We start from the raw sequence: 21,124 nt of genomic DNA, 5'->3' as shown, positions 1-21,124 counted from the left end.
TAGAAGAAAAAGACTAATTTTACATCGCCATCAGTATAAGACAGGAAAGTGAACGGGTATCACCGTTTTTTGTGGGTGGATATCAACCGTTTTCGCCAGTTATTTGAAAATTGAATATAAAAACAATCTGAATGAAATCATTTACTCCGAAATATTATCTATAGGAGAAGAACGATTAGTTGTTATTCCTAAAAAAGAGATTTGGACTCATACTTATTGTTTACATTCAGATCTTTTTGATGTCTCAACATCCTCGAAAATGCATCTCACACTTGTTCTTGATTATTTTATTACTGATGGAAAAGGTAAAAGATTTATAAAAACGAGTGAACTACCTTATTTTAAATAAAGTATCTATATTATTATGAAAATAAAAATGTTACTTGTGCTTCTATTTATTCAAGGATTATTATCCTTGAATAGCAGTGCACAAGTAGCAGACTTTGAAGTCGAGATGAAGAGTCTTCCAGGGTCTAAGTTAGAACTGAAAATCAAAAACAACACATCAGAAGCTATGATTATACTCAATGATGGACATAGGGTTGACAACCGAAGCTATCTAAGAGTTGATTATAAAGATGATCAAGATGAAATATTATATTCGCATCCTCTATCTGTTGGGAATAGACGAATATTAATAATTAAAGGAAAAGAAACCTGGACATATACCTATCAGTTACATTCAAACTTCTTTGATGTCTCTATAGCTAAGAAAATACATTTGACTTTAGTTGTTGATTATTCCATTGGAGATGAATATAGCAAGAGTTGCACAAAAGAATTTGATCTAACATACCAGAAATAACTTTCTGGAAGGCTATAAAAGCGGACAATCTTTCGATATGTCCGCTTTCAATCACAAACGATTTATTCAATGAATCCTTTTTTACAAATAATAGCTTACACACCAAATATATTTCAAACGGCCTTATGGTGTTTGCTATTAGTTCTGCCACACCTTTTTCATACCAATATCTTATCAGAGCATATTGCGTTATCATGGTATTTTCTTCTTTCGATTGCTTTATTCGTTATTTCTGTTTTTTCGTATGCAATACACAAAAAGCCGATACAATTCACTCTCACAGATATATTAATCATTTGTTATTTCGGATACACCTTGCTAAATGCTTTTTTAGTTCGCCCACACCCTGTTCCGAAATTCTTCTTGCTTCATCTTTTTCGGTAATCTTACTCTATGCATCTATCCGTTTAATGACAGGAAAACAAAAAAATATCGGATTATATATAGGTATGCTCTCAGGATTAATAGAAGCAGTCTACATCCTATTGCAACACTATGGATTATTTGAAAGTAAGCACCTTATATTTAATGCTACAGGGTCATTCTTCAACCCGGCACTCGCAGGAAGTTTTATTGCATGTTCGCTTTGTATATGCATTTATTTCTTAACAGAAACATTAAAAAAAAGCAACATATTACTTTTATCTATTGCAGCAATCCTACTATTATACGCACTCATCCTAACTGATTCCCGATCCGGATGGATGGCAGCCATAGCCGGTTGTTTTTATGTTGTATTGAATTCTGCATATAAACCGGTTATTTGGATGAAGTATCACTTCAAAAGAAGTATTATTTTAAAAATTGGGTGTATAATCTTAGCTTTTAGTATCATTTTTCTCATTTATCAATATAAAAAAGCTTCGGCAGATGGAAGACTTTTTATATGGAAATGCAGTATAGAAATGCTTAAAGATAAGCCGCTAATAGGACATGGGGTCGGGATGTTCAAAGAGAAATATCCATATTATCAGGCTGCCTTTTTCGCTAAAAATCAAGAATCTCAATATGCAGATGTAGCAGGGAGTCCATCTGTACCATTTAATGAATACTTATCCATTTTAACGATGCAAGGGCTATTCGGATTTATACTCTTGATCGCAATATTGCTCTCTATCTTTGTATATAGACCTGTTTCATCCTCATTACAAAAACAGAAAGGATTTTTATTGACTTTCTGTATATTCGCTTTTTTCTCATATCCCCTCTCTGATCTTCGCTTACTTTTATTTCTATCATTTTTTATAGCTATTTCAGTTGATAAAAGCATTGTTGGAGTTAGTAATAAAAAGATGCAAATACTTGCTTTCCCCGTCTTGTTATTCGGGTTATATTATGGTATAAAGACACAGAGCGATTACCGAGAATTGGAAGATGCTTTTCAGTCGCAAACTTCCATTCATAAAGAGCAATATGAGAAAATCAAATATGACATCATCTTATTAAGAAAATATCACTTTTTTATCGGCAGTAAAGTTGGTAATTTAAACAGGATAGACCTTATAAAGGATTATATTGAATTATACCCATCACCCAATGGTTTATGCGAACTGGGTAAAAGTTACAAAGAACTAAATAACTTTAATCAGGCTGAGCAATCTTTTATCCTTGCATCAAACATGAACCCATCATTAGTCATTCCAAACTACGAACTTTTCCTACTATATCAAGAGAAGGGAGACATCCAAAATATGAAAAAGATTGGAGAAAAAGTGTTGAGCCGGAAAATTAAGAAAGAAAGCACAGCATCCATCAAAATGAAAGCTTATATTAAAAACACTATATATAAACTAAGTGAGTAATATTTAAAATTACATCTTCCATGAAAAAATCGATTCTTTATGCTATTATTTTCGTTTATTCGATCTTATTATATGCATGCAATAAAAAAACAAGTGATTTGGAAAATGCTTTAATAATGGCGGGAGAAAACAGAAATGAATTAGAAAAAGTACTATCACACTACAGTCAACATCCGGAAGACACTTTAAAATATAAAGCTGCTTGTTTCCTAATTGAAAACATGCCGGAACACTACTCATATAAAGATTCTTTCTATATAAACAGATATTATCAACAATTGGATTCTGTTGCAGACATATACAAAGATCAACATATAGACATAAAAGATAGGTTATTTCGACAGATAACGAAAGAATACAACCAAAAAATGGAAGTCATTCCTGACATCCAAATTATGCAAGCCAATTATCTTATTGAAAATATCGACCGATCTTTTGATGTCTGGTTGAATGGAGAGTGGTCGCAACATCTTGATTTCGATGAATTTTGCGAATATATTCTTCCTTATAAAAGCTGTGAAGCACAAATATTCGACAATTGGCGTGACTATTTTCGTGACTATTGTAATGAGAATATTAAAAAGCACAAATATTCCCTATTGCTTAAAAATGCAGCTTTCAATGCTTGCGAAGCGGTAAAAGAAGAACGGATTTTTACTTATGAGAATGGAGAGCAGGTGTGGTGGTGATCAACTTCGCAATCAATACCCCAACCCCAACTGCCATAGCGGCACCACATTCAAATACCCGTTCTCAATATCATCTTTTACAACATATCCATTCTCAATATCTTTAATCTGTTTCTGCCCTTTACCTTTGCCTCCCACTTCGAACGTTTTATCGTTAATCAAAAAATCGGCAGAAGAAGATGAAAGTACATCATATTTAACACGCATTTGGTTCAGGAAAAAAGTCTCCCGGATATTGCCAATATTAGAAATGTCGTCTGCAAGATTATAAATAAGGTTGGCATTATCCAAATATATTTTATCTACTTTACCCAGTCCTCGAATACCGCCAGTGCTATCTCTTAGCTGAGCAATCATACCTGCTTCTTCTATATATAGGCAATAGTCTGCAATATTGTTACGACTAACAGATAGCATTTCTGCTATTTTACTCATATTGGGTTTGAATGGAGCACTTTTAGATATTATAGCAAGTAATTGCTTTAATTTTCTTCCTGTCGCTACATTCATATTGGCATACATCAGGATATCACTTTCCAACGTTTGATTGATAATCTGCCTTAGGCGTAACTCAAAATCTTCTTCCAACGCAAACGGGTAATACCCCCTCTTTAGATAATCTGAGAAAAGAGGCAAGGGACGCAGTGAATCGGATATCTCCACTCTATGTTGCAATACATCCTCCAGCGAATATACCTTTACAGAAATATGATGAAACAACTGCAAGTATTCTCTAAAAGATAAGCCTTGCATATTGTACATCACAGCTCTACGGCTCAAATCGGAAGCACCCTTTTTGATATCCAAAACCGAGGAACCGGTAAACACTACATTCAAGTCTTTATGATAATCATAAATGAGCTTTAGCTCTTTTGCCCAGTCTTTGTATTTATGAATTTCATCTATAAACAGGTATTTACCACCTTGTTTAACAAAGGTATCTGCTAACTCAGTGAACCTATGGTCTACAAAATAAAAATCCTCTGCTGTTACATATAATGTTTCGGCAGGATTCAGACTTTGTTTAATATATTGAAGAATAAGAGTGGTTTTACCAACCCCACGAGGACCGGTAAGACCAATCATACGACTTTGCCAGTTGATTTCATCATACATATAGCGCAGGAAGCGCGTATCCGTTCCTTTTATTAGTTTATGGGAATATTCAAACAACTTATCCATATAATCTCTTTTTTCACAAAGATAGCAATATTGCACTATCAAAGTGCAAATTCCACTTATTTTTGCACTATGGTAGTGCAATACATATTCTTATATAAATGGGCTACACCTATCAATCTTATCATAAAATTCGCAGAAAACACAGCATTACCCACCAAAAACCCCGGTTATTACACAATTATATGCCTCCAAAAAGTAGTGCCGATTGGTACATTTATAGCATAAAACCGCTTGTTTTATTACTTGTTTCAAATTGTGTAAAGCTATAAAACAAGTTGTTTCATAGTAGCAAACTAATTGTTTGCTGGTAGCAAACAAGTTGTTTTCCGGTATAAAACAAATAGAATTATACTGGGTACCAACTAATTATAGGTAACAAGGGGATTACTATGCAATTACAATCTATTATTTTTATCAATTTTAAAGCGTGCTGGCAAATTTGCCGTCACGCCTGCCAACACGCTTGCCAGCACGGGCTAACTGACTCGATTTCAGACAGATACAACCCCTCCGTGCTGGCGTGCTGGCAAATTTGCAAAAAATAAAATCATGGGAGGGGAAAGGAGACTGATGAATTTTTATCATCTCCTCCCACCCCCATAAACACCGGCAAAAAGAAAAAGATGGCAAAAAACGAAAAGATCAGTCCGCCCATTGTGCCTGCGGCAAGCGGAAACCAGAATGCCTCTTTATACACCCCTATCATAAAAGGAATAAAGCCAAGTACGGTTGAAACAATGGTTAGGAAAATAGGAATCACTTTGGCATTCCAGGCTTTTATATATACCTTCATCGGGCTTAAACCCGGACGGGCAACTTTGATGTTATTATATTCATTCAGGATATAAATATTCGCATTCACTGTGATGCCTGCCAACAATATAAAAGCGGCAAAGCCTCCCTGATCGAAATTCAGATCAAACAGATAGAATGTAAGAAACAAACCGATAAACGATACCGGGATAATAAAAATAACAACGAAAGGCTGCTTAACAGAGTTAAACAGAAAACTCGTCATAAAAAAGATAATGGCTATGATGATGAATAACAAAAGATACTGTTTAGGTCCGCCGCCATCTCCCCACCAATAATACGAGGATTCGCTTTCTGCCTTATAACCCAATGGAAATTGCGCGTTAAAGGAATCGATGGTGCGCTGCATTACCTTATGAGCCATCTGGTAAGAACCGATATATTCGTATTGCAAACATAAAAGGTATTGCTGATCTTCCTTGGCAATGCTTTGCGGTGCTATCCACTTTTCGATGGTTGCCATGCCCGATAGCTTAAAAGGCTTATCGCCTGTAGCTCCGGGGTAGTTCTCCAAGTTCCAGATATCCATTTCGGTTGCCTGTTTGGCAAATAGTTTGATAGGCTCTACTTTTCCGTCGTGCACCCAGTCGCTTACATGTACGCCTTTCTCAAACAGAGGCATTACGGAGTGGAACAGGTCATTGGTTCGAATATCAGATTGTATAAGGTGCTCCTTCTGCAAATCGAAAACAAACTCTGTATAATCATTCTTAAACCAACTGAATTTGGAGTCGATAATAACTTCTTTGATTCTTCGATATTGCAAAAGCGAATCTTGCATGGTGCGGGCAAAAGCATTGAGCCGATCGTAGTTATAGCCCAACAGCTTGATGCGCATTGAGCCTGCCTGCTCTTTCACATCATTATTAAATCCATCTCCCACGCCATACACCGACCAACTACCACCTCCCAATTCGGTAGCCTTGGTGATAAGACGACTTTTCAACAAATGCGGGAAAGAGCTTCGTTGATGTTCTTTCGTAAATAAGATGCGAACAGAAGCCCTTCGTCCGTTCTCTATATGCGTTTCGAACTGTTTGACTTCGGGATAATGAGCTATATATTTCTCCATCTTTTGGATTAATGCATCCATCTGCTCGTAGGTAGAACCGTTAGGTAACGAGGCTGCTACATTCAAAGAGGTTTCGCTCCGATCGCCCGACGAATAAGAGCCATTTCTTACCTTCTGTGCAAACAAACGCATGGTGCCCCCCAATGCCACGTCGGTAACCGGCTTTACATGGTCTTTATAGAAAGCAGAGCCTAAGGTATTATTATACAGGTTTCCCCAAAAGCCTAACTCCTGCTGTGCACCCGAAGCGAAAAAGCCTTTTGTATGCTTCACCTTAATTTGGTCGGGAAGCAGGAATACAGGCAGGCCGAATGCCAAAATGAGTACGGCGGCAAACCACTTTTTCCGGCGAGACATGAAGCGAATGATCTTCTCGTATACCCGGTTAAAGCCAATGACTACTTTCTCTCTCCTTATTTTTCGCTTGCAAATAAATGGAACACAGAGACACGAAGACACAGAGTTTTTATATATTCTTTGTGCCTTTGTGTCTCTGTGTTCATTTTTCTTTTTCTTTGTTCGTTTTGTAAGCTGAAGCCTATCAATCAAAGCAGGCACCAAAAACAAGGCTACGAATAAGGACACACTCAGGTTGATGATAATAACCCACGTAAAATCCTGCAAGTTAGCCCGCACACTCTCGTCCATAAAAAGTATGACAGACAATGCCCCTACAGAGGTCAAGGTAGCTGTAAGAATAGAGAAGAAAGCTTTTTTGTTGCCACGGTTTATAATCTGATCCGACATAATAATCACATTGTCGATAATCAAGGTCAAGGAGATGGTGAGTCCTGCCAAAGAAAACATTTGCATTTCCAACCGGAGGAAGTAGTAAAAGATGGCAGCAATACTTAAAGTAACGATGAGTGAAAATAGTATGAGGAATGAATATTTCAGGTTACGATAAATCAGCAAAACAAAACATAACAGCAAGAAGATGGTGAGTCCCGAACGGAAATAGATTTTACTCATTTCTTCCTGAATGTATTCACTGGCATCGTAAGATAGATGAAGTTCATAGCCCGCAGGCAGGGTTTCCCGATATTCATCCAGCAACGAACGAATCTGTTTGCCCAATTGCAGTTGGTTGGCAAAATCATCGGCAGTTATAGAAAGATAGATGGAATTCAGTCCGTTGATACGGAAAGAGCTGGAGGTACGTTCTTCTACATAAGATACCGCCACGAGTTGATCCAGATAGATAATTCGTCCTTCATTGTTTCGAATCTGTATCTCGGCGGGCACAAACTTTCGATCTGTATAATCAGAGGTTAACCCGATGCGTATCCACTGTTCTTTCTGATCTTCGTTCATAATACGACCTATTCCCAGAAATTCTTTCGTTAAATAAGACTGAATGGCGGAACGAATATCATTTACAGAAACGTGTAGGTTTTGTAGTCGCTTATAATCATATTCCAGTTGATAAATCATTCTTCCTGCACCACTTACATCCACCTTATCCACTCCTTTTATCTCGGCTATTTTAGGTTTTAGATTCTCGCTGATATACTCCTGAATCCGGATAGGAGAAAAGGGTGCATTGATTGTATATGTGAGGAAAGGCCGGTTCACTTCTTCACTCGTACCCGATAATGAAATAGAAGGATAACTAACCCCCGAAGGCAATGTAGCCCACGCCTGCCGGATAATGGTAGAAACCTCGAACCTACACATATCGGGATTAGCATGTTTAGACAGGCGAACCGTTATGCTCCCCCACCCGTTCGATGAGTGAGAGCTGATTTTCTCGACTCCCTTCATACGGCTGATCATTCCTTCCAGCTTGGAGGTTACCTCCGCTTCCACTACCTGTGCCGATTGCCCGTACATGGAAAAAGAAACATGAATAACCGGCAGCTTACGCGAAGGATTCAGCTTGACGGGAAGTTGCGGAGCCAGAAAGAGCCCTAACACCATCAGGCAACCGAAAACCAGAATAATGGAAAAGGATGATATTTTAGTGGCAGGTGTACTCATCAACGGATATTCATTAGGGCATCAAACATAAAAGAGAGGGTTTTATTCTTCTCGAAATCGAACAGGGTCAACTTCCTGAGCTTATAGTAGTTCTGCCAGTAATTAGATAAAGCATATATGTAATTCTTTTGAGCTGTATTTTGTCTGTTTTGAGACAGCGTCAGACTATTCAAGTCAGCTTTCCCAATGATAAACCGCTGTTTGGTTACATTGTAAGCCTGATCTGCCAGTTTCATGGCTCTTTCGGCACTGGCTATCAGGTTTTGCTGGGTATTAAAGTCGCCTACAGTCATGGTAATATCCTGTTCCAGTTTCACATACTGCTGCTGGATAGAAAGTTTAGTTACATTCAAATTATTCCGGGCCATGTTGGCTTTTCCTTTTCGAATGCCCCAGTCTACCAACGGAATAGAAAGCGACAAGCCGAATACATTCTGTTGAGAGAAATCCTGATAGGCACGAGAAAGCGTATTTCCAAACTGATTAAACCCGACACTTGCCGACAGACTGGCACTGAAATTAGAATTCTTACGGGTGTACTCCACCTCTCTTTCCGCGGTGAGTAATTCTTGTTTATAACTCAGGTAGTCCGGATTGTTCTCCTGTGCATACCTCAAAGCCTCATCTGCTGTTATGGTTAGGGTGCCGGGGCGTTCGGGCAGTTGAAGTGTAATATGCGTATCCTCGTCCATATTCAAATAAGATGCCAGGCTGAACATGGCTCTTTTCAGGCTCATCTCGCTGTTTTGCAAGCTGTTTCTTGCATTTACAGCGTCCAGTTCAAGGGTCAGCAAGTCGGCTTGAGAGATGGCTACTATCTTTTGTCGTTCCATGCCTATCCGATATAGTGTATCGGCAGAAGCTACATACTCCAAGGCCAGGTCATATTCTTTTTGAGCCATGGCCAGGTTAAAGAAATACCGGATAACTGTTTCGGATATTTCTTCTTTGGTATATAAAAACTGTCGCTTTGCCTTCTCGAACTTCAAAGGCTCCAGCCTCTTCTCCCACTTAAAGCTATTGAAGCCAAACAATGACTGCGAATATCTTAAACGCACCGGCACAGTAGTGTATTGATTTTTAGTCTCCGCCCCATAAGTTCGCAGAAAGCCCAATGATGACTCTAAATAAACAGTACCCCCTGTCAAATCTACATTTTGACTGATGGATAATTGAGCGGAAGATGATAGTTCTTGCTGATTACGATAGAAATTCATATTGTCCTTAGAATCATATTCCTTGATAATCTCTCTACTATATTGTAATGGATTGGTATTCAGGGTTAAAGAGGGTAATCTGCCAGCCTTGAATGTGCGGTATTCCCAATAACGGGCTAAGTAGAGGTTCTTGGAGCTAAATGCTTGCAAGGAGCTGTCGCAGGCGATTTCGATGCTTTTGAGGAGGGTGAGGGTTTTGGTTTGCGCATGCAGAGAAGCGCTTAACGAAAATATCAGGCTGACTACACTAACATTAAATAGTATTTTGTTCTTCATGCAAATACAGTACATTTAATTAATTTCTAACGAAAATTGGGTTACTATTTATTTTTCAATAAACAGATGAGGGTTTTGAAACCCTCAAACTGATTATTGAGCCTATCAAAGCTTTAGATCAAACGAAACCAAATAAAACTCTTGATTATCAGACACAGCTATTCCATATAGTTTATCTGGTTCATCCACTGGAGAATAAAGTCGAAGCAACGGACAATCTGTTTCATATCTACAAACCTCATTACCTTCCCAATCAAAGACAGAAATATTATTAAGCTTATTTGAATCTTTATCTCCAATTAGAATGGTATAGATATAAGTATCTGTGCTACAGAGAAAAGCAAATCCAAACACCATGTCTTCTCCAAATTTCACTCTCCCATCTACTTCATCAAATGAAGGAGGATAAAACTTACGAACTTTAGTCAAACTTATATTTTCTTTTAAATCAAACATTTCTAAAATCGCTCCATTAAGAATTCCAACCGCCATTTTTTCCTGATTGGGGGAGACAGAGATACAAGTTTGTAAATGAGGGAGATATTTATCTTCAGCACTAATTGGAAATTGATTATATTCTGATACAATCCCGTTTTGAGATAGCATTTGGAATCTTTTCAATTTAGATTTTACTCCTTCCCCTTCTCCCAGCTGTCCATCAATTAAATAATTTCCGCTTGTATAAAGAGGCCATGCATTTCTTACTACCCTTTCTCCGCCTAATTCATAAAGATTCTCGGTTCTTATAAAAGAAACCAAATCAGAAGGTTCATTACCTATCCGATAATAGAATACTTTCTTTAATTGCGAATCATAAATAGACAAAATATGAGTTTCACTATTAAAGGTAAGATTAGTACCCATTATCAATTCATTGGGTCCTTGTCCTTTCCTTGCAAACTTACCTACAAAATCGCCTGTATGTTTATCGTAAGCCTGTAGCCAATGTTCTTCTGTAAAAGCTAAAATAAAGATGTAATCTCCATGAACAAACATGTCATAGGGAGTGCCGATTATTAGCTCTTCCGAAATAGCTTGAGAAGAGAGCTTCTCTGATATCGGAAATACCGGAGGGTTATACTCATCTTTTTGAGGCTTACATGAAACTAATATGAAAATAGATGTAATTAGAATGATTGTACTTTTCCACATAATCAAGTGTATTTTTCTTCTTTCCTATAAATCAACCAATAAATCAACGGCACCACAAACAAACTCACCGGAGTTCCTATCAACATCCCTCCAATGGTGGCAATAGCCAACGGCTTTTCCAATTGCGATCCCAAATCATTGGTAAACAGTAATGGAACCATGCAGACAATGGAGGTGAAACTGGTCATCAGAATCGCCTTCAAACGTCTTCGTCCTGCTTCATGAATGGCATCCATTAACCGGAAGCCTTCTTTACGAAGCTGATTCATGACATCGACCTTCAAAATAGAGTCGTTAATAATAATCCCCGTGGTTACAATTAGACCAATAGCCGACATTAAATTGAGCGAATGGCCAGTGATTAATAACAGAGCAAGGGCAAATGTTATATCAATAGGTATCTCAAAGAGAATAATAAAGGGCTGCTTAAAGTTCCCAAACTGGGCAGATAGGATAAAAAACATCAGTAGTATAGATACGAACATGATAACGATCATTTCATTAATCATTTTTCGATTGGAGAAGAAGGTTCCGGAGAATTCTACTTCCCAATCTCTATCTTTGAGTACTTCTTCCTCTACTTTCTCCATAATCTGCTCCGGCTTCTGTGTATCATTATAGTAGAATGGAATGTATTCGCCCGACTTTCCGGCTACAATCTTTTTCAGGTCTTCGGACTGAGTGACAGATACAAAGGAGGATAAAGGTACTTTATTGCGTGTGCCATCCGGATTGGAAGAAACCTCGATCAATGTTTCATGAAGAATGTCGTGAACCTCCTTTTCTTCACCTCCCAACACTACCGGTAAGTACTGTTGCTGAGAGCGAAGTGTCGCAAAGCGATTTTCCTTGAATGCAGTTCGCAATGCTCTATATACCCAATCATAAGACACATTGTAAAGAAGTAGCTTCTCTCGGTTGATGTGCAAATCTAATTGACGCTGAAAGGCATTTCCTACAAATGACTCTCCGGTTAACGTCTCCATATTGTGTTCCATCTGCCGGATTGTAGCAGGTTCTATCTGGGTTGCTTTGTTGGTGGCATAGTATTCAACAACAAGGTCTGCTTCTCCTGTGGAAAAGATCTTCTCGAAGATGGTTCCGGTTGGCGAGAAACTCACCAGAGCAAGTGGGTAGTTTTCTTTGAAGTAACTTAATACGCGATCTTTCAAAGGTAAAATGTCTGCTGCGTTCTGTGTTCTCACATAGAACTGAGATTCGCCGGAGGTTTGTTCCTTATCCCGGTTCAAAGCAAATTGCTGCTCTCCTACCAAAGTAGAGGTTTCTTCTGCCAATTGGGTCAAGACCTCTCCAAAGGATAAACAACGTTGATAATTCTCTTGTAGGTGAATATTCTCATTCCAGTCGATATTTATCAACAATTCATTCTGTTTAATATCGGGCATCTTTTCTTTGGGAATCACTATAAAAAGTAATACACATAACGGAAGGGTACCCAGAATCAGAATGCCGGTAAGTACCTTATGAGAAAACACCCACTGAATCCCTGCATCATACATCCTAAAAGCAAACGCCTGACTCTCATGGTCTTGCAGAGTTTCTGCCTCAACTTCGCCGGTTATTGCTTTGTGATTGGTGCGATAGATCAGTTTATACAATACAGGGATAAGCATAATCCCCGTTAAATAAGAAATCATCAACCCAATAGTTACCGAAAAAGCCTGATCGGAAAAGAGCGACCCGGCAATACCACTCATAAAAATAAGGGGGATAAAGACCGAGATATTTGTCAAGGCAGAACTTAACATCGGAAGACTGATTTCTTTGGTACCAACCACACAAGCATCAGGAATAGAAAAACCACGCTGCCTGTACTGTGAAATATTGTCGGCAGCCACAATCGAGTTATCGATCATATTACCGGAGGCTAATATCAGCCCTGTCAGAGAAACCACATTCAGTGAAATGCGGAACAGGTAAAAGAAAAGTAAACTAATGATGAGGGATACAAAAAGCGCCAGACCGATGATTACCGATAAACGACTGTCTTTCAAAAAGAAAACAGAGACAAAGAATACAAAAAGAAAAGCCAATAAGAGGTTTTGTTGCAGGTTAGAAATGGTATAATCCAAGAGTTCTGTTTGGTTCTGGGTCATATTCATTTCAATCTCCGGAAACTCTTCCCGGAAGCGTTCCACCTCTTTATTCATGGTTTTCTGCATGTCGCTCATATTCTCTTCCGACTGTTTTATCACCGAAAGTAGAATGGCGCGCTTGCCATTGTAAATAACCATCCCTTTTTCTTTCTCGGGAGCGGCTGCAACCGTTGCCAGGTCTTTAAGCTGATAAATCCGGTCGTGTTTACGAATATAAATATGCTGAACATCTTCAATAGTTCTGAGCACGGACGAGAAACGAATGACGTATTCATAATACCCCTCACGAACGGTCATACTGCCGGGTTCTGAGTTGTTATTATTCAGGGCTCCTTCTATATCGGATAAGGTAATGCCACTGACTTCCATCATCTCTTCGTTGGGCGATATAAGTATTTGTTTCTTTACCAAGCCGGAGATGTCGATCATAGCTACTTGTGGTAATTGCTCGAATCGCCTTCGTATCACCGATTCGGCAAAATCACTCAACTCCATAAACTTAGGCATATCTGTTTCTTCAAAACAACTGTCGGCTTGAAGAGTCAGTGCCAGGTTAAATACGGGTATATCGGTAGCACTTGCTTTAATTACTCGCGGACGCTCCGACTCTTTGGGCAGGTAATTCATGGCACCGTCTATTTTTTCATTGACTTCTATAAAAGCCAGGTCTGTATCGGTACCATATTCAAAGCTTAAATGGATAACGCCATTTCCGTCGCGGGTTTCGCTGTATATATTGCGAAGTTTACCTACCTGCATCAGTTGTTGCCTCAACGGACGAACCACTGTGTTTTCCAATTGCCGCGCAGAGGTATTGCTTGCAGATACTTGCACGGTCATTTCCGGAATAGCAATATCAGGCAGAAGCGATACCGGGATATTGATATAGGTAATGATGCCCAGAATAAAAAGGGCCACAAAAACCATGATAACGGATATCGGATGATTTACGATGTACCTGATCATTGTACTTGTACTTTTGTTTCGTGAGCCAGGTTAATATTCCCTTCATAAATAATGCTATCGCCTGCTTGCAGACCTTCTGTCACCACATAGCTATCTGAGTTCTCCTGTTCGGTGGCTACATATACCCAATTGGCCTGTCCGTTTTTAAGTGTAAACACCACTTTGCGGTTGGTACGCAACACCAGCGCTGATTTAGGAATCACCAGTTGTTCGCCCAATAAACGTTGCACATGTATTTTTACGTTCATACCTTCGTAGAAAGTATTGTCTTTATTGGTAAGTACAGCTTTTACTTTTACCATACCGTTTTTATCAATCAGCGGATTGATTTCGGAGATTCGCCCTTCTACCTTATGACCGGGTTGTGAGAAAGGAGAAACAATGACTTTATCGTGGATCTTGGTAAAGGGAAGTTCGTTTTCGAGAATGTTGAATACAACTTCGGGCGTATAGTTATTAATCAGTGTGCAAAAGGCATCGCCTCCCGGTTGATTATATTCTTTGGCTGTCAGGTTGGCTACTACCCCATCAAAAGGGGCATATAGAGTAGCAGCTTTTAAGTTGTATTCGGCTACCTTGTAGTTATTTTCGCTTTGCTCATAGTTACTCCTGATCTTGGCAATTTTCATCACTTCATGAGAAACTTTGGCAGTGTCGCTAAGGGCATATCCTTGCCCTATTAGTACATCCTGCAAATCTAAGCGGGCACGCTCCAAAGATTCTTTGGCTTGCAGAAAGGCTATCTCCAGTTTAAACTTATCGAGTTCGGCAAGCTTCTCGCCTTTGCGCACTCGCTGCCCGTTCTTTACATAAATCTTCCGGATGATATCCTGAGATTGAAAGCGGAGATCGGCTTTTTGCATGGCGACGATGGTGCCGTTGCAGATCAACTCGTAAGCGAAATCGGAAGAGGTTAAAAGTTTAGCTTTTACTTCTACCGGTTTTTCATTGACTACTTCGGTAGTCTTTTTATCACTCTCTTCTGCCTTCTCTTCTGCTTTTTGGGAGGAGCAGGAGGATAGGATCAGTAGGGCGACTGCTACAGGGATTAGTTGTATTTTCATATTTTTGGTGATATAGGATTATTTTTTTGATTTAATCAGTTCTTTCACTTCCATTCTCATTTCTTCCACAGCCGTGGAATGTACTTTCGGCTCTTTAGTCAAAACAACTTTTGCTGTTTCAACTGCTTTTTCTTCCAACCCCATTTCAATATATAATTTTGTTAGAAGATACCAAGGATACATACGGTTAGGGACTAAATGAGTGGATTTTAGCAAAGCATTTTCAGCTTCGTTATACTCTTTCATTGCCTGATAATTCTTCCCCATAATATTGTAAAACATGGGGTCGGCACTTAGCTTGGCTCCTTTTTTCAGGATTCGGTTACTTTCTTTATAAGTTTCGGTTTGGGATAATATACGTCCATATTCAAATAGGAAATTGACTTGATCCTCCAAATAAAGTTCTAATTCCGTATATGCTTTTTGAGCTTGCGGATAATGCCCAAGATTATATAGCATCTGAGAAATTCTCCAATCTTTATAAGCCTGATAAGTTGGGTATCGATTATAAAGACACAATATAGTAATGGCAAACCCAACGAGTGCTAATACACGATTCGTCCTCTTCTCTGAGTTTACTTCTCTCTTTTTGATAGCGAGGGAACCACATGCCGCTAACAAATAAGCCAAAACAATAACAAAAGGGAGGATACTAAAAGGATAAGACATGAATGCAAAAATCAACAAAGCACATAGTGCTCCCATCTCTGCCATATAGTTTTTCTTATAACCTGTACATAAAGCGATTCCTATCATAATCACTAATAAAACGAAAACAAGAATTCCCTGTTCCAAACAAACTTGCAGATACTCACTGAAAGCATATTCCGGGCTTCCGGCTACATATTCCTCCTGCTCTGTTGCTTGTCCTGATGCAAAATAAGTAGCTTGCTCATTGCCATAAATACCCGGAAAATAACCCAACCCCACTCCCATCGGATAATGAGGAATGGCTTGCAAAGAGACTTTCCACATCAATGCTCTGCCATCAGCAGAATCTTTCTTCAAGAAGTACAAACCTGCACCGCCTGCGCAAAAGCAACCCAACAATATAATTGCCAATATAGTCATTCTTTTTTTATGAATAACAATATATTGCCTGATTCGAAAATGACGAAGTAAATAAATTACTCCAACCCATATACATCCTCCTATAGCTCCCAGCCAAGAGGCCCGACTCATAGCAGCAGGTAAAATAATTAATATGGCAATAAACGTAAGAGTTGCTACTCCCCAACGGAGGTAAAAAACAAAGAAACGGATATTCCATCTCTTATTCAGAACCCTATAATCTTTTAGCATATAATGAAAAGCAATAGGAATAATCATCGCCAAATAACCCGCATAAGGCCCCGGATTAAATAAAGAACCTGTTACTTTAAATGAGCCATGATAGGAAGGGGTGAAACCATATAGCTGACATAGCCCCCAAATAGCTTCTATCAACCCGGTTAACATTAAGAAAAGTAATAGGATATATCTTTGGCTCTTCCTTTGTTCTGCAAGAAATAAGCGAAAATAGAAATAGAGTATGCTACAAAGTATTAATAAGATGACCTTAGTAGATATTTCGCAACCTTTATTCCAGTAGATAAATAAATTATATCCCACTATGAAGGTTACTATTAAATCTATCCATGAGAATTGATAATGAATGGGGGATTGAAAAAGAATATATCTGAAGAATAATAAAAATGAGAGTATGCCCATAGAGGCATAAAACCAAAAGTATTTACTACTGGTTACATTTTGTGCTAATTCAGGAAGGATAATAAAGACTGTGCTAAATACTGTTCCAAAGGCTAATAGGCATATTAGTTCCCAAAGATATTTTAGTATCTGTTTTATGGTTATTTTCTTCATTCTAATTCACTCTTTTAAGAAACCTATCCCAACTCACTTTCCCAGTTTCTTTATTCTTGGTATTCCACACAAAAGCCACTTTCCCTACAATATGGTCTTCGGGCAACAACCCCCAATAGCGAGAATCTTTAGAATCGAACACATAATCGCCAGCCATGAAATAATAGTTCTTAGTGAATTTATAGGTGGTTATTAAGCTATCGGCCATAAATACTTGCTCATCTTTAGTACTGATTGCTTTGCGCGTTTCATATTCAATCAGGTTTTTATAAAGTACAATATTCCGCGTATCTATGGATAAATCATCCTCCTTTTGGGGAATATATAAAGGACCGAAATTCTTTATATTCCAAGAATAATGCTCATCGTGAGGAAAGCAATGGTAAACGGCAGGGTCAAAGTCCGATTCTTTTCTACCCGACAAATGTTGCTGATTTTCATAACAACCAAGTGTATCTATTGAATGTTTTACTTTATAAATGCCATTTTCAATGTAAAAGGTATCTCCCGGAATAGCTACACAGCGTTTGGCATAGAATAAATTCATATCTATGGTTATACGATGCCATTCAGAATAAGGGAAATTGAAGATCAACACATCATTGCGCTTTATAGCAAAACCGGGGGTTCGTTTTAGTTGAGCTTCCTCGCTGTTTTTCATAGAGAAAAAGTTTGTTATGATGCGAGCACCGGGGGTTAACTTGCTGACTATTACTTGGTCGCCTGCCTTGATGGCAGGCTCCATGGAGGGGGTGGGGATGGAAAATTTGGCAAAGAGGAAGAGGCGTAGAGATATGGCTAATGCAATGGCTATAGTTAGAAATAATAGCCATTGCATTAGATGTTTCAACCTTTGTTTTAAAACACTTTTTTTGTTATTTATTGCCATATTTTTCAATTAAAACCAATTTCTTCTTTCAATTTATACAGTAAAAATCATAACATTTTAAGCCCATGCTATTTAAAGTGCATTTTTACACATAAAATTTAACTAAGATAGGGTTACTATCTGAGTTAACATTAGGTAAAAACTCCATTGCATCTTCCACCCTTAACATACAATAAATCACATTCTCCTTAGTATAAATCATGTTCAAGAAAACAATATTGCCTTTAGGAGTACGATATTTCACTATTTGTCTATAACGTATAAATTCTCTTGACCTTTGATCTGTATTTACAACACGAGCAATAATATTTCTACTTCTTTTATCCCATATAGCAGTTTGTTTAGTCTTGTTATACAAATAAGAAGTAAAGATATAATTCTCTGTTTCTGCTAAATGATGTATATATATTACAGAGGCTTGTCGGTTGATATCTGTTACAAAACGATGCTGAGGAGTCATTTTTCCACGATAAGTACATATATAAGGTAGAATCTCATCTTTGGATTTAGCCTTGTAAATAGTGTCATTAAACACATCTTTCAGCAGTGCATTATTTTTATGATCCTTAAATATACCATATCCTTCATATATGAGCCCTTGAGGATGATCTTGACTAACTTCATATCCTACATTATGCCCTTGGGGATAGTGAAGTGAATGAACAATTTCACCATTGGAGTCAAAAAAAACAAAATATGGCACATCATTATCCATAGCAGGGAAAACACTTGTATAGGCAACATAAGTAGAATCGTTCAACTGTATAGGATGCCCTCCATAAGATTCCAATAAGAATGAGTGTTTTGTATAGTTATGCGTGTTATATGAAATTGTTTTTATGGCTGACCCAAACATACTTACCAAATTTAAAGAATCATTCATACTCCAGAAATTTAAATAAGGTAACTCCAAAGGTCCTTGTCCTTTTTCAATTAAACTTTCCTTGAATTTTCCATGTAAATCAAATCGAAGAACACCACTTGAAGTATGAAACATACCTGAAGAAACATAATAATCGTCATCACTTTCTGCCACCATCAAATTCAAGTCACTCAACAATGACCTTTCTGTTGCTTCAAAATTAACAAACTCAATATTTTTTGCTATAGAATTAATAGTAATAGTGTCTATCTCATAATTTAGATTTTCAAGTTCTTTTTCGAAATCAAGAAAATAAAAATTATCATTATAAGGTCTTTCTATATGAGTTTGCTCTCTCTTGTCTTTGCAACTATATATAAAAACAATTCCTAATATATATATAATGAAACTGTAATTTTTATGAGTTAATTTCATGTTATTCATTTTTTATACTTCCTTGAATATATTCCAATTCAAGGAAGTATTTGAATTCTTAATTTAATTAGCCACAATACCATGTACTAGAACAACTGTCACAGCACCATGCTCTATTAGATGTACCATACCACCAATTATAATTATCCATAGCTTCTGCTTTACTAACATTGCATACTATAGCATAGGAGTCTCCTGTAAATCCATAAGAACCACAAGTTCCTTTAGAAGTTTCTGTTTCTGATTGTGCAAGTGCTTCAATATTAGCTAATTTCAAAGTTGTCAATTCATTTTTTTTATTTAAATTCACATTAAAAGTCGCAACTGAAGCTACCACCAAAACGGCAAATCCACTTAGAATCTTTTTTTTCATATTTTCTTTATTTCAATTTAATTACTTGATTTATTTGTTGTATTTATCCTTTCAACAACTTAAGTCAAATAGACTTCATTTTTTATTTCTACCTTTGCCTTACACCTCCTTTCCTTATTTAATGAGGGGAGAGTTAAGGGCGAGACCAATTGTCTCCATTACAAGCGCTGACAAAGTTTCGCCCTTCTTTTTCTCCCTGTGTTTATTCTTTAATCATTCCTCTCACTACAAGTTGAATAACCTCTTCTTGTATATTACAAGAAACCTTTATCGATTTCCGAAAAAAGCCAGAAACATCTGGGGTTACTTTCACTTTTATTTCTGTTGAATCTCCTGAGTTTATTGGGTGTTTATCCCATTCAGGTACTGTACACCCACAAGAAGATGATATATTATTTATCAATAGGGGAGCATTTCCTGTGTTTTTCAGAACAAATACTTTTGTAGTTGTTTCATGAACACTAAGTTCTTCTAACTCTATTTCTGTTTGCTTTATCTCAATAGTTGTTTTTTCAACCTTATTGTACTGAATAAGATTCTCTCCCATAACAGCCTGTTTATAAATATCCCAAAGTTTTGGATTAATTGCAGGATTTCCAATCAACACAACCTGATTTTTTTCGTTCAAAAGAAAACATTGATATTCTCTTTCATCCGGAAAATCATTGAGTTCATTTAATTTATTTGCATGATCTGCAAATATGATCTGCCTAAAATTTCCTTGCATCAATAAGGTCTGAAGTTCAGCCTTATTTTTAGGGTGAAAATAGAATAAGAAACTCACTTGCCCCAACATTTGCAATTCTGCTTCTTTCAAGAACAGATTCCATTGATCAAGACGAGATTTACAACTCGTACACCCCACCGAATCCGTATACACCAGTATCTTATAAGGAGTATTCACCTCTGGACAAACTGTATCCTTCCCCATATACGTACACCGAACATCCGTCGGAAAAACAATCTCTTTCCCCACCCATTCAGCCACTATCTTCTCAGCTTCCATTCTCCTCGAGTCCTTCTTACACGAGGAAACACAAATCAATAATAGAATTAATGCAATTTGAATACTCTTTTGTATCATTTTTATATCTTTTAGTTTTTAAAGGTTACTCTATCATTATCGAAGGATTTCTTTACCGAAACATTGAGATGATTTCATTCGCAATTCTAATCTTATTTCAATATTTTTTCTATCATATTTTCGTCATAAATTAACAGAGATGCTTCATTCTTCCAAAGGTGGTTTCTTAGAGACTTATATTCATTTATATTTTTTTCAAAACCAGTATAATTCTACATATCCCATTTACGTTGATAAATATATGTATTCAAGGAAAAGGAGAAGAACATTTTTTACTATTTTTTCTCCGTTGGCAGGGAGATTTAATACTTTGGCAGGGAGATTTATTTTTTAGAGAATTCTTACATCACAAAACGATATGTAAATCTACCTGCCAAAGTATTAAATCTACCTGCCAACCTAAAATATAACTTAATTATTCCAGTATTTAGAATACTATAAATCATATCTTTGAGGATACAGAATATTTCTCAATGGAAACAT

The 21,124-nt window shown here is 37.4% G+C and carries 14 protein-coding genes; 3 read left to right on the top strand and 11 right to left on the bottom strand.

Translation table 11 applies throughout. The annotated features are described in order from the left end of the window. The first annotated feature begins 364 nt into the window (after positions 1-364). From D0T60_RS09615 to D0T60_RS09605, 3 genes are all read left to right on the top strand, one after another. Positions 365-805 carry a hypothetical protein gene (locus D0T60_RS09615; RefSeq protein WP_163217965.1) on the top strand — a complete coding sequence of 147 codons (441 nt, stop codon included), beginning with the start codon at positions 365-367 and terminating at the stop codon, positions 803-805. Positions 806-930: 125 nt separating this feature from the next. Then, positions 931-2,607 (top strand): O-antigen ligase family protein, encoded by a 1,677-nt coding sequence (locus D0T60_RS09610; RefSeq protein ID WP_370524406.1) that lies wholly within the window; start codon positions 931-933, stop codon positions 2,605-2,607. A gap of 20 nt (positions 2,608-2,627) precedes the next feature. Next, positions 2,628-3,296 carry a hypothetical protein gene (locus D0T60_RS09605; protein ID WP_163217963.1) on the top strand — a complete coding sequence of 223 codons (669 nt, stop codon included), beginning with the start codon at positions 2,628-2,630 and terminating at the stop codon, positions 3,294-3,296. Positions 3,297-3,308: 12 nt separating this feature from the next. On the opposite strand, the gene D0T60_RS09600 is transcribed toward D0T60_RS09605, so the two are convergent. The 11 genes from D0T60_RS09600 to D0T60_RS09550 form a co-directional block, all read right to left on the bottom strand. Next, the gene (locus D0T60_RS09600) at positions 3,309-4,478 is read right to left on the bottom strand and encodes an ATP-binding protein (RefSeq protein ID WP_163217962.1); all 1,170 of its coding nucleotides are present in this window, start codon (positions 4,476-4,478) and stop codon (positions 3,309-3,311) included. Positions 4,479-5,025: 547 nt separating this feature from the next. Further along, a complete protein-coding gene (locus tag D0T60_RS09595; protein ID WP_163217961.1) occupies positions 5,026-8,343 on the bottom strand; it encodes an efflux RND transporter permease subunit in 3,318 nt (1,105 codons plus the stop codon). Beyond that, positions 8,343-9,836 (bottom strand): TolC family protein, encoded by a 1,494-nt coding sequence (locus D0T60_RS09590; RefSeq protein ID WP_163217960.1) that lies wholly within the window; start codon positions 9,834-9,836, stop codon positions 8,343-8,345. The genes D0T60_RS09595 and D0T60_RS09590 overlap by 1 nt, the downstream gene beginning before the upstream one ends. A 105-nt stretch (positions 9,837-9,941) precedes the next feature. Further along, the gene (locus tag D0T60_RS09585) at positions 9,942-10,988 is read right to left on the bottom strand and encodes a BF3164 family lipoprotein (RefSeq protein ID WP_163217959.1); all 1,047 of its coding nucleotides are present in this window, start codon (positions 10,986-10,988) and stop codon (positions 9,942-9,944) included. Positions 10,989-10,990: 2 nt separating this feature from the next. Then, positions 10,991-14,071: an efflux RND transporter permease subunit gene (locus D0T60_RS09580; RefSeq protein WP_163217958.1), complete on the bottom strand. Its 3,081-nt coding sequence runs from the start codon at positions 14,069-14,071 to the stop codon at positions 10,991-10,993. Then, positions 14,068-15,135: an efflux RND transporter periplasmic adaptor subunit gene (locus tag D0T60_RS09575; protein ID WP_163217957.1), complete on the bottom strand. Its 1,068-nt coding sequence runs from the start codon at positions 15,133-15,135 to the stop codon at positions 14,068-14,070. The genes D0T60_RS09580 and D0T60_RS09575 overlap by 4 nt, the downstream gene beginning before the upstream one ends. Before the next feature lie 18 nt (positions 15,136-15,153). Continuing rightward, on the bottom strand, positions 15,154-16,998 hold the full coding sequence (locus tag D0T60_RS09570) for an O-antigen ligase family protein (protein ID WP_163217956.1): 1,845 nt from the start codon (positions 16,996-16,998) through the stop codon (positions 15,154-15,156). Position 16,999: 1 nt separating this feature from the next. Continuing rightward, positions 17,000-17,887, bottom strand: coding sequence for a signal peptidase I (gene lepB / locus D0T60_RS09565; RefSeq protein WP_163217955.1), 888 nt, complete (start codon positions 17,885-17,887; stop codon positions 17,000-17,002). Between the two features lie 85 nt (positions 17,888-17,972). Further along, complete coding sequence (locus D0T60_RS09560; RefSeq protein WP_163217954.1) at positions 17,973-19,184, bottom strand: 6-bladed beta-propeller; 1,212 nt, start codon at positions 19,182-19,184, stop codon at positions 17,973-17,975. Between the two features lie 67 nt (positions 19,185-19,251). Beyond that, a complete protein-coding gene (locus tag D0T60_RS09555) occupies positions 19,252-19,557 on the bottom strand; it encodes an NVEALA domain-containing protein (RefSeq protein WP_163217953.1) in 306 nt (101 codons plus the stop codon). 202 nt (positions 19,558-19,759) lie between these two features. Beyond that, positions 19,760-20,374: a DUF1573 domain-containing protein gene (locus D0T60_RS09550; RefSeq protein WP_163217952.1), complete on the bottom strand. Its 615-nt coding sequence runs from the start codon at positions 20,372-20,374 to the stop codon at positions 19,760-19,762. Between the last annotated feature and the right edge of the window lie 750 nt (positions 20,375-21,124).

This window comes from Bacteroides sp. 224 (assembly GCF_010500995.1).
GTDB lineage: Bacteria > Bacteroidota > Bacteroidia > Bacteroidales > Bacteroidaceae > Bacteroides.
This window is presented reverse-complemented; position numbering and strand designations above follow the sequence as displayed.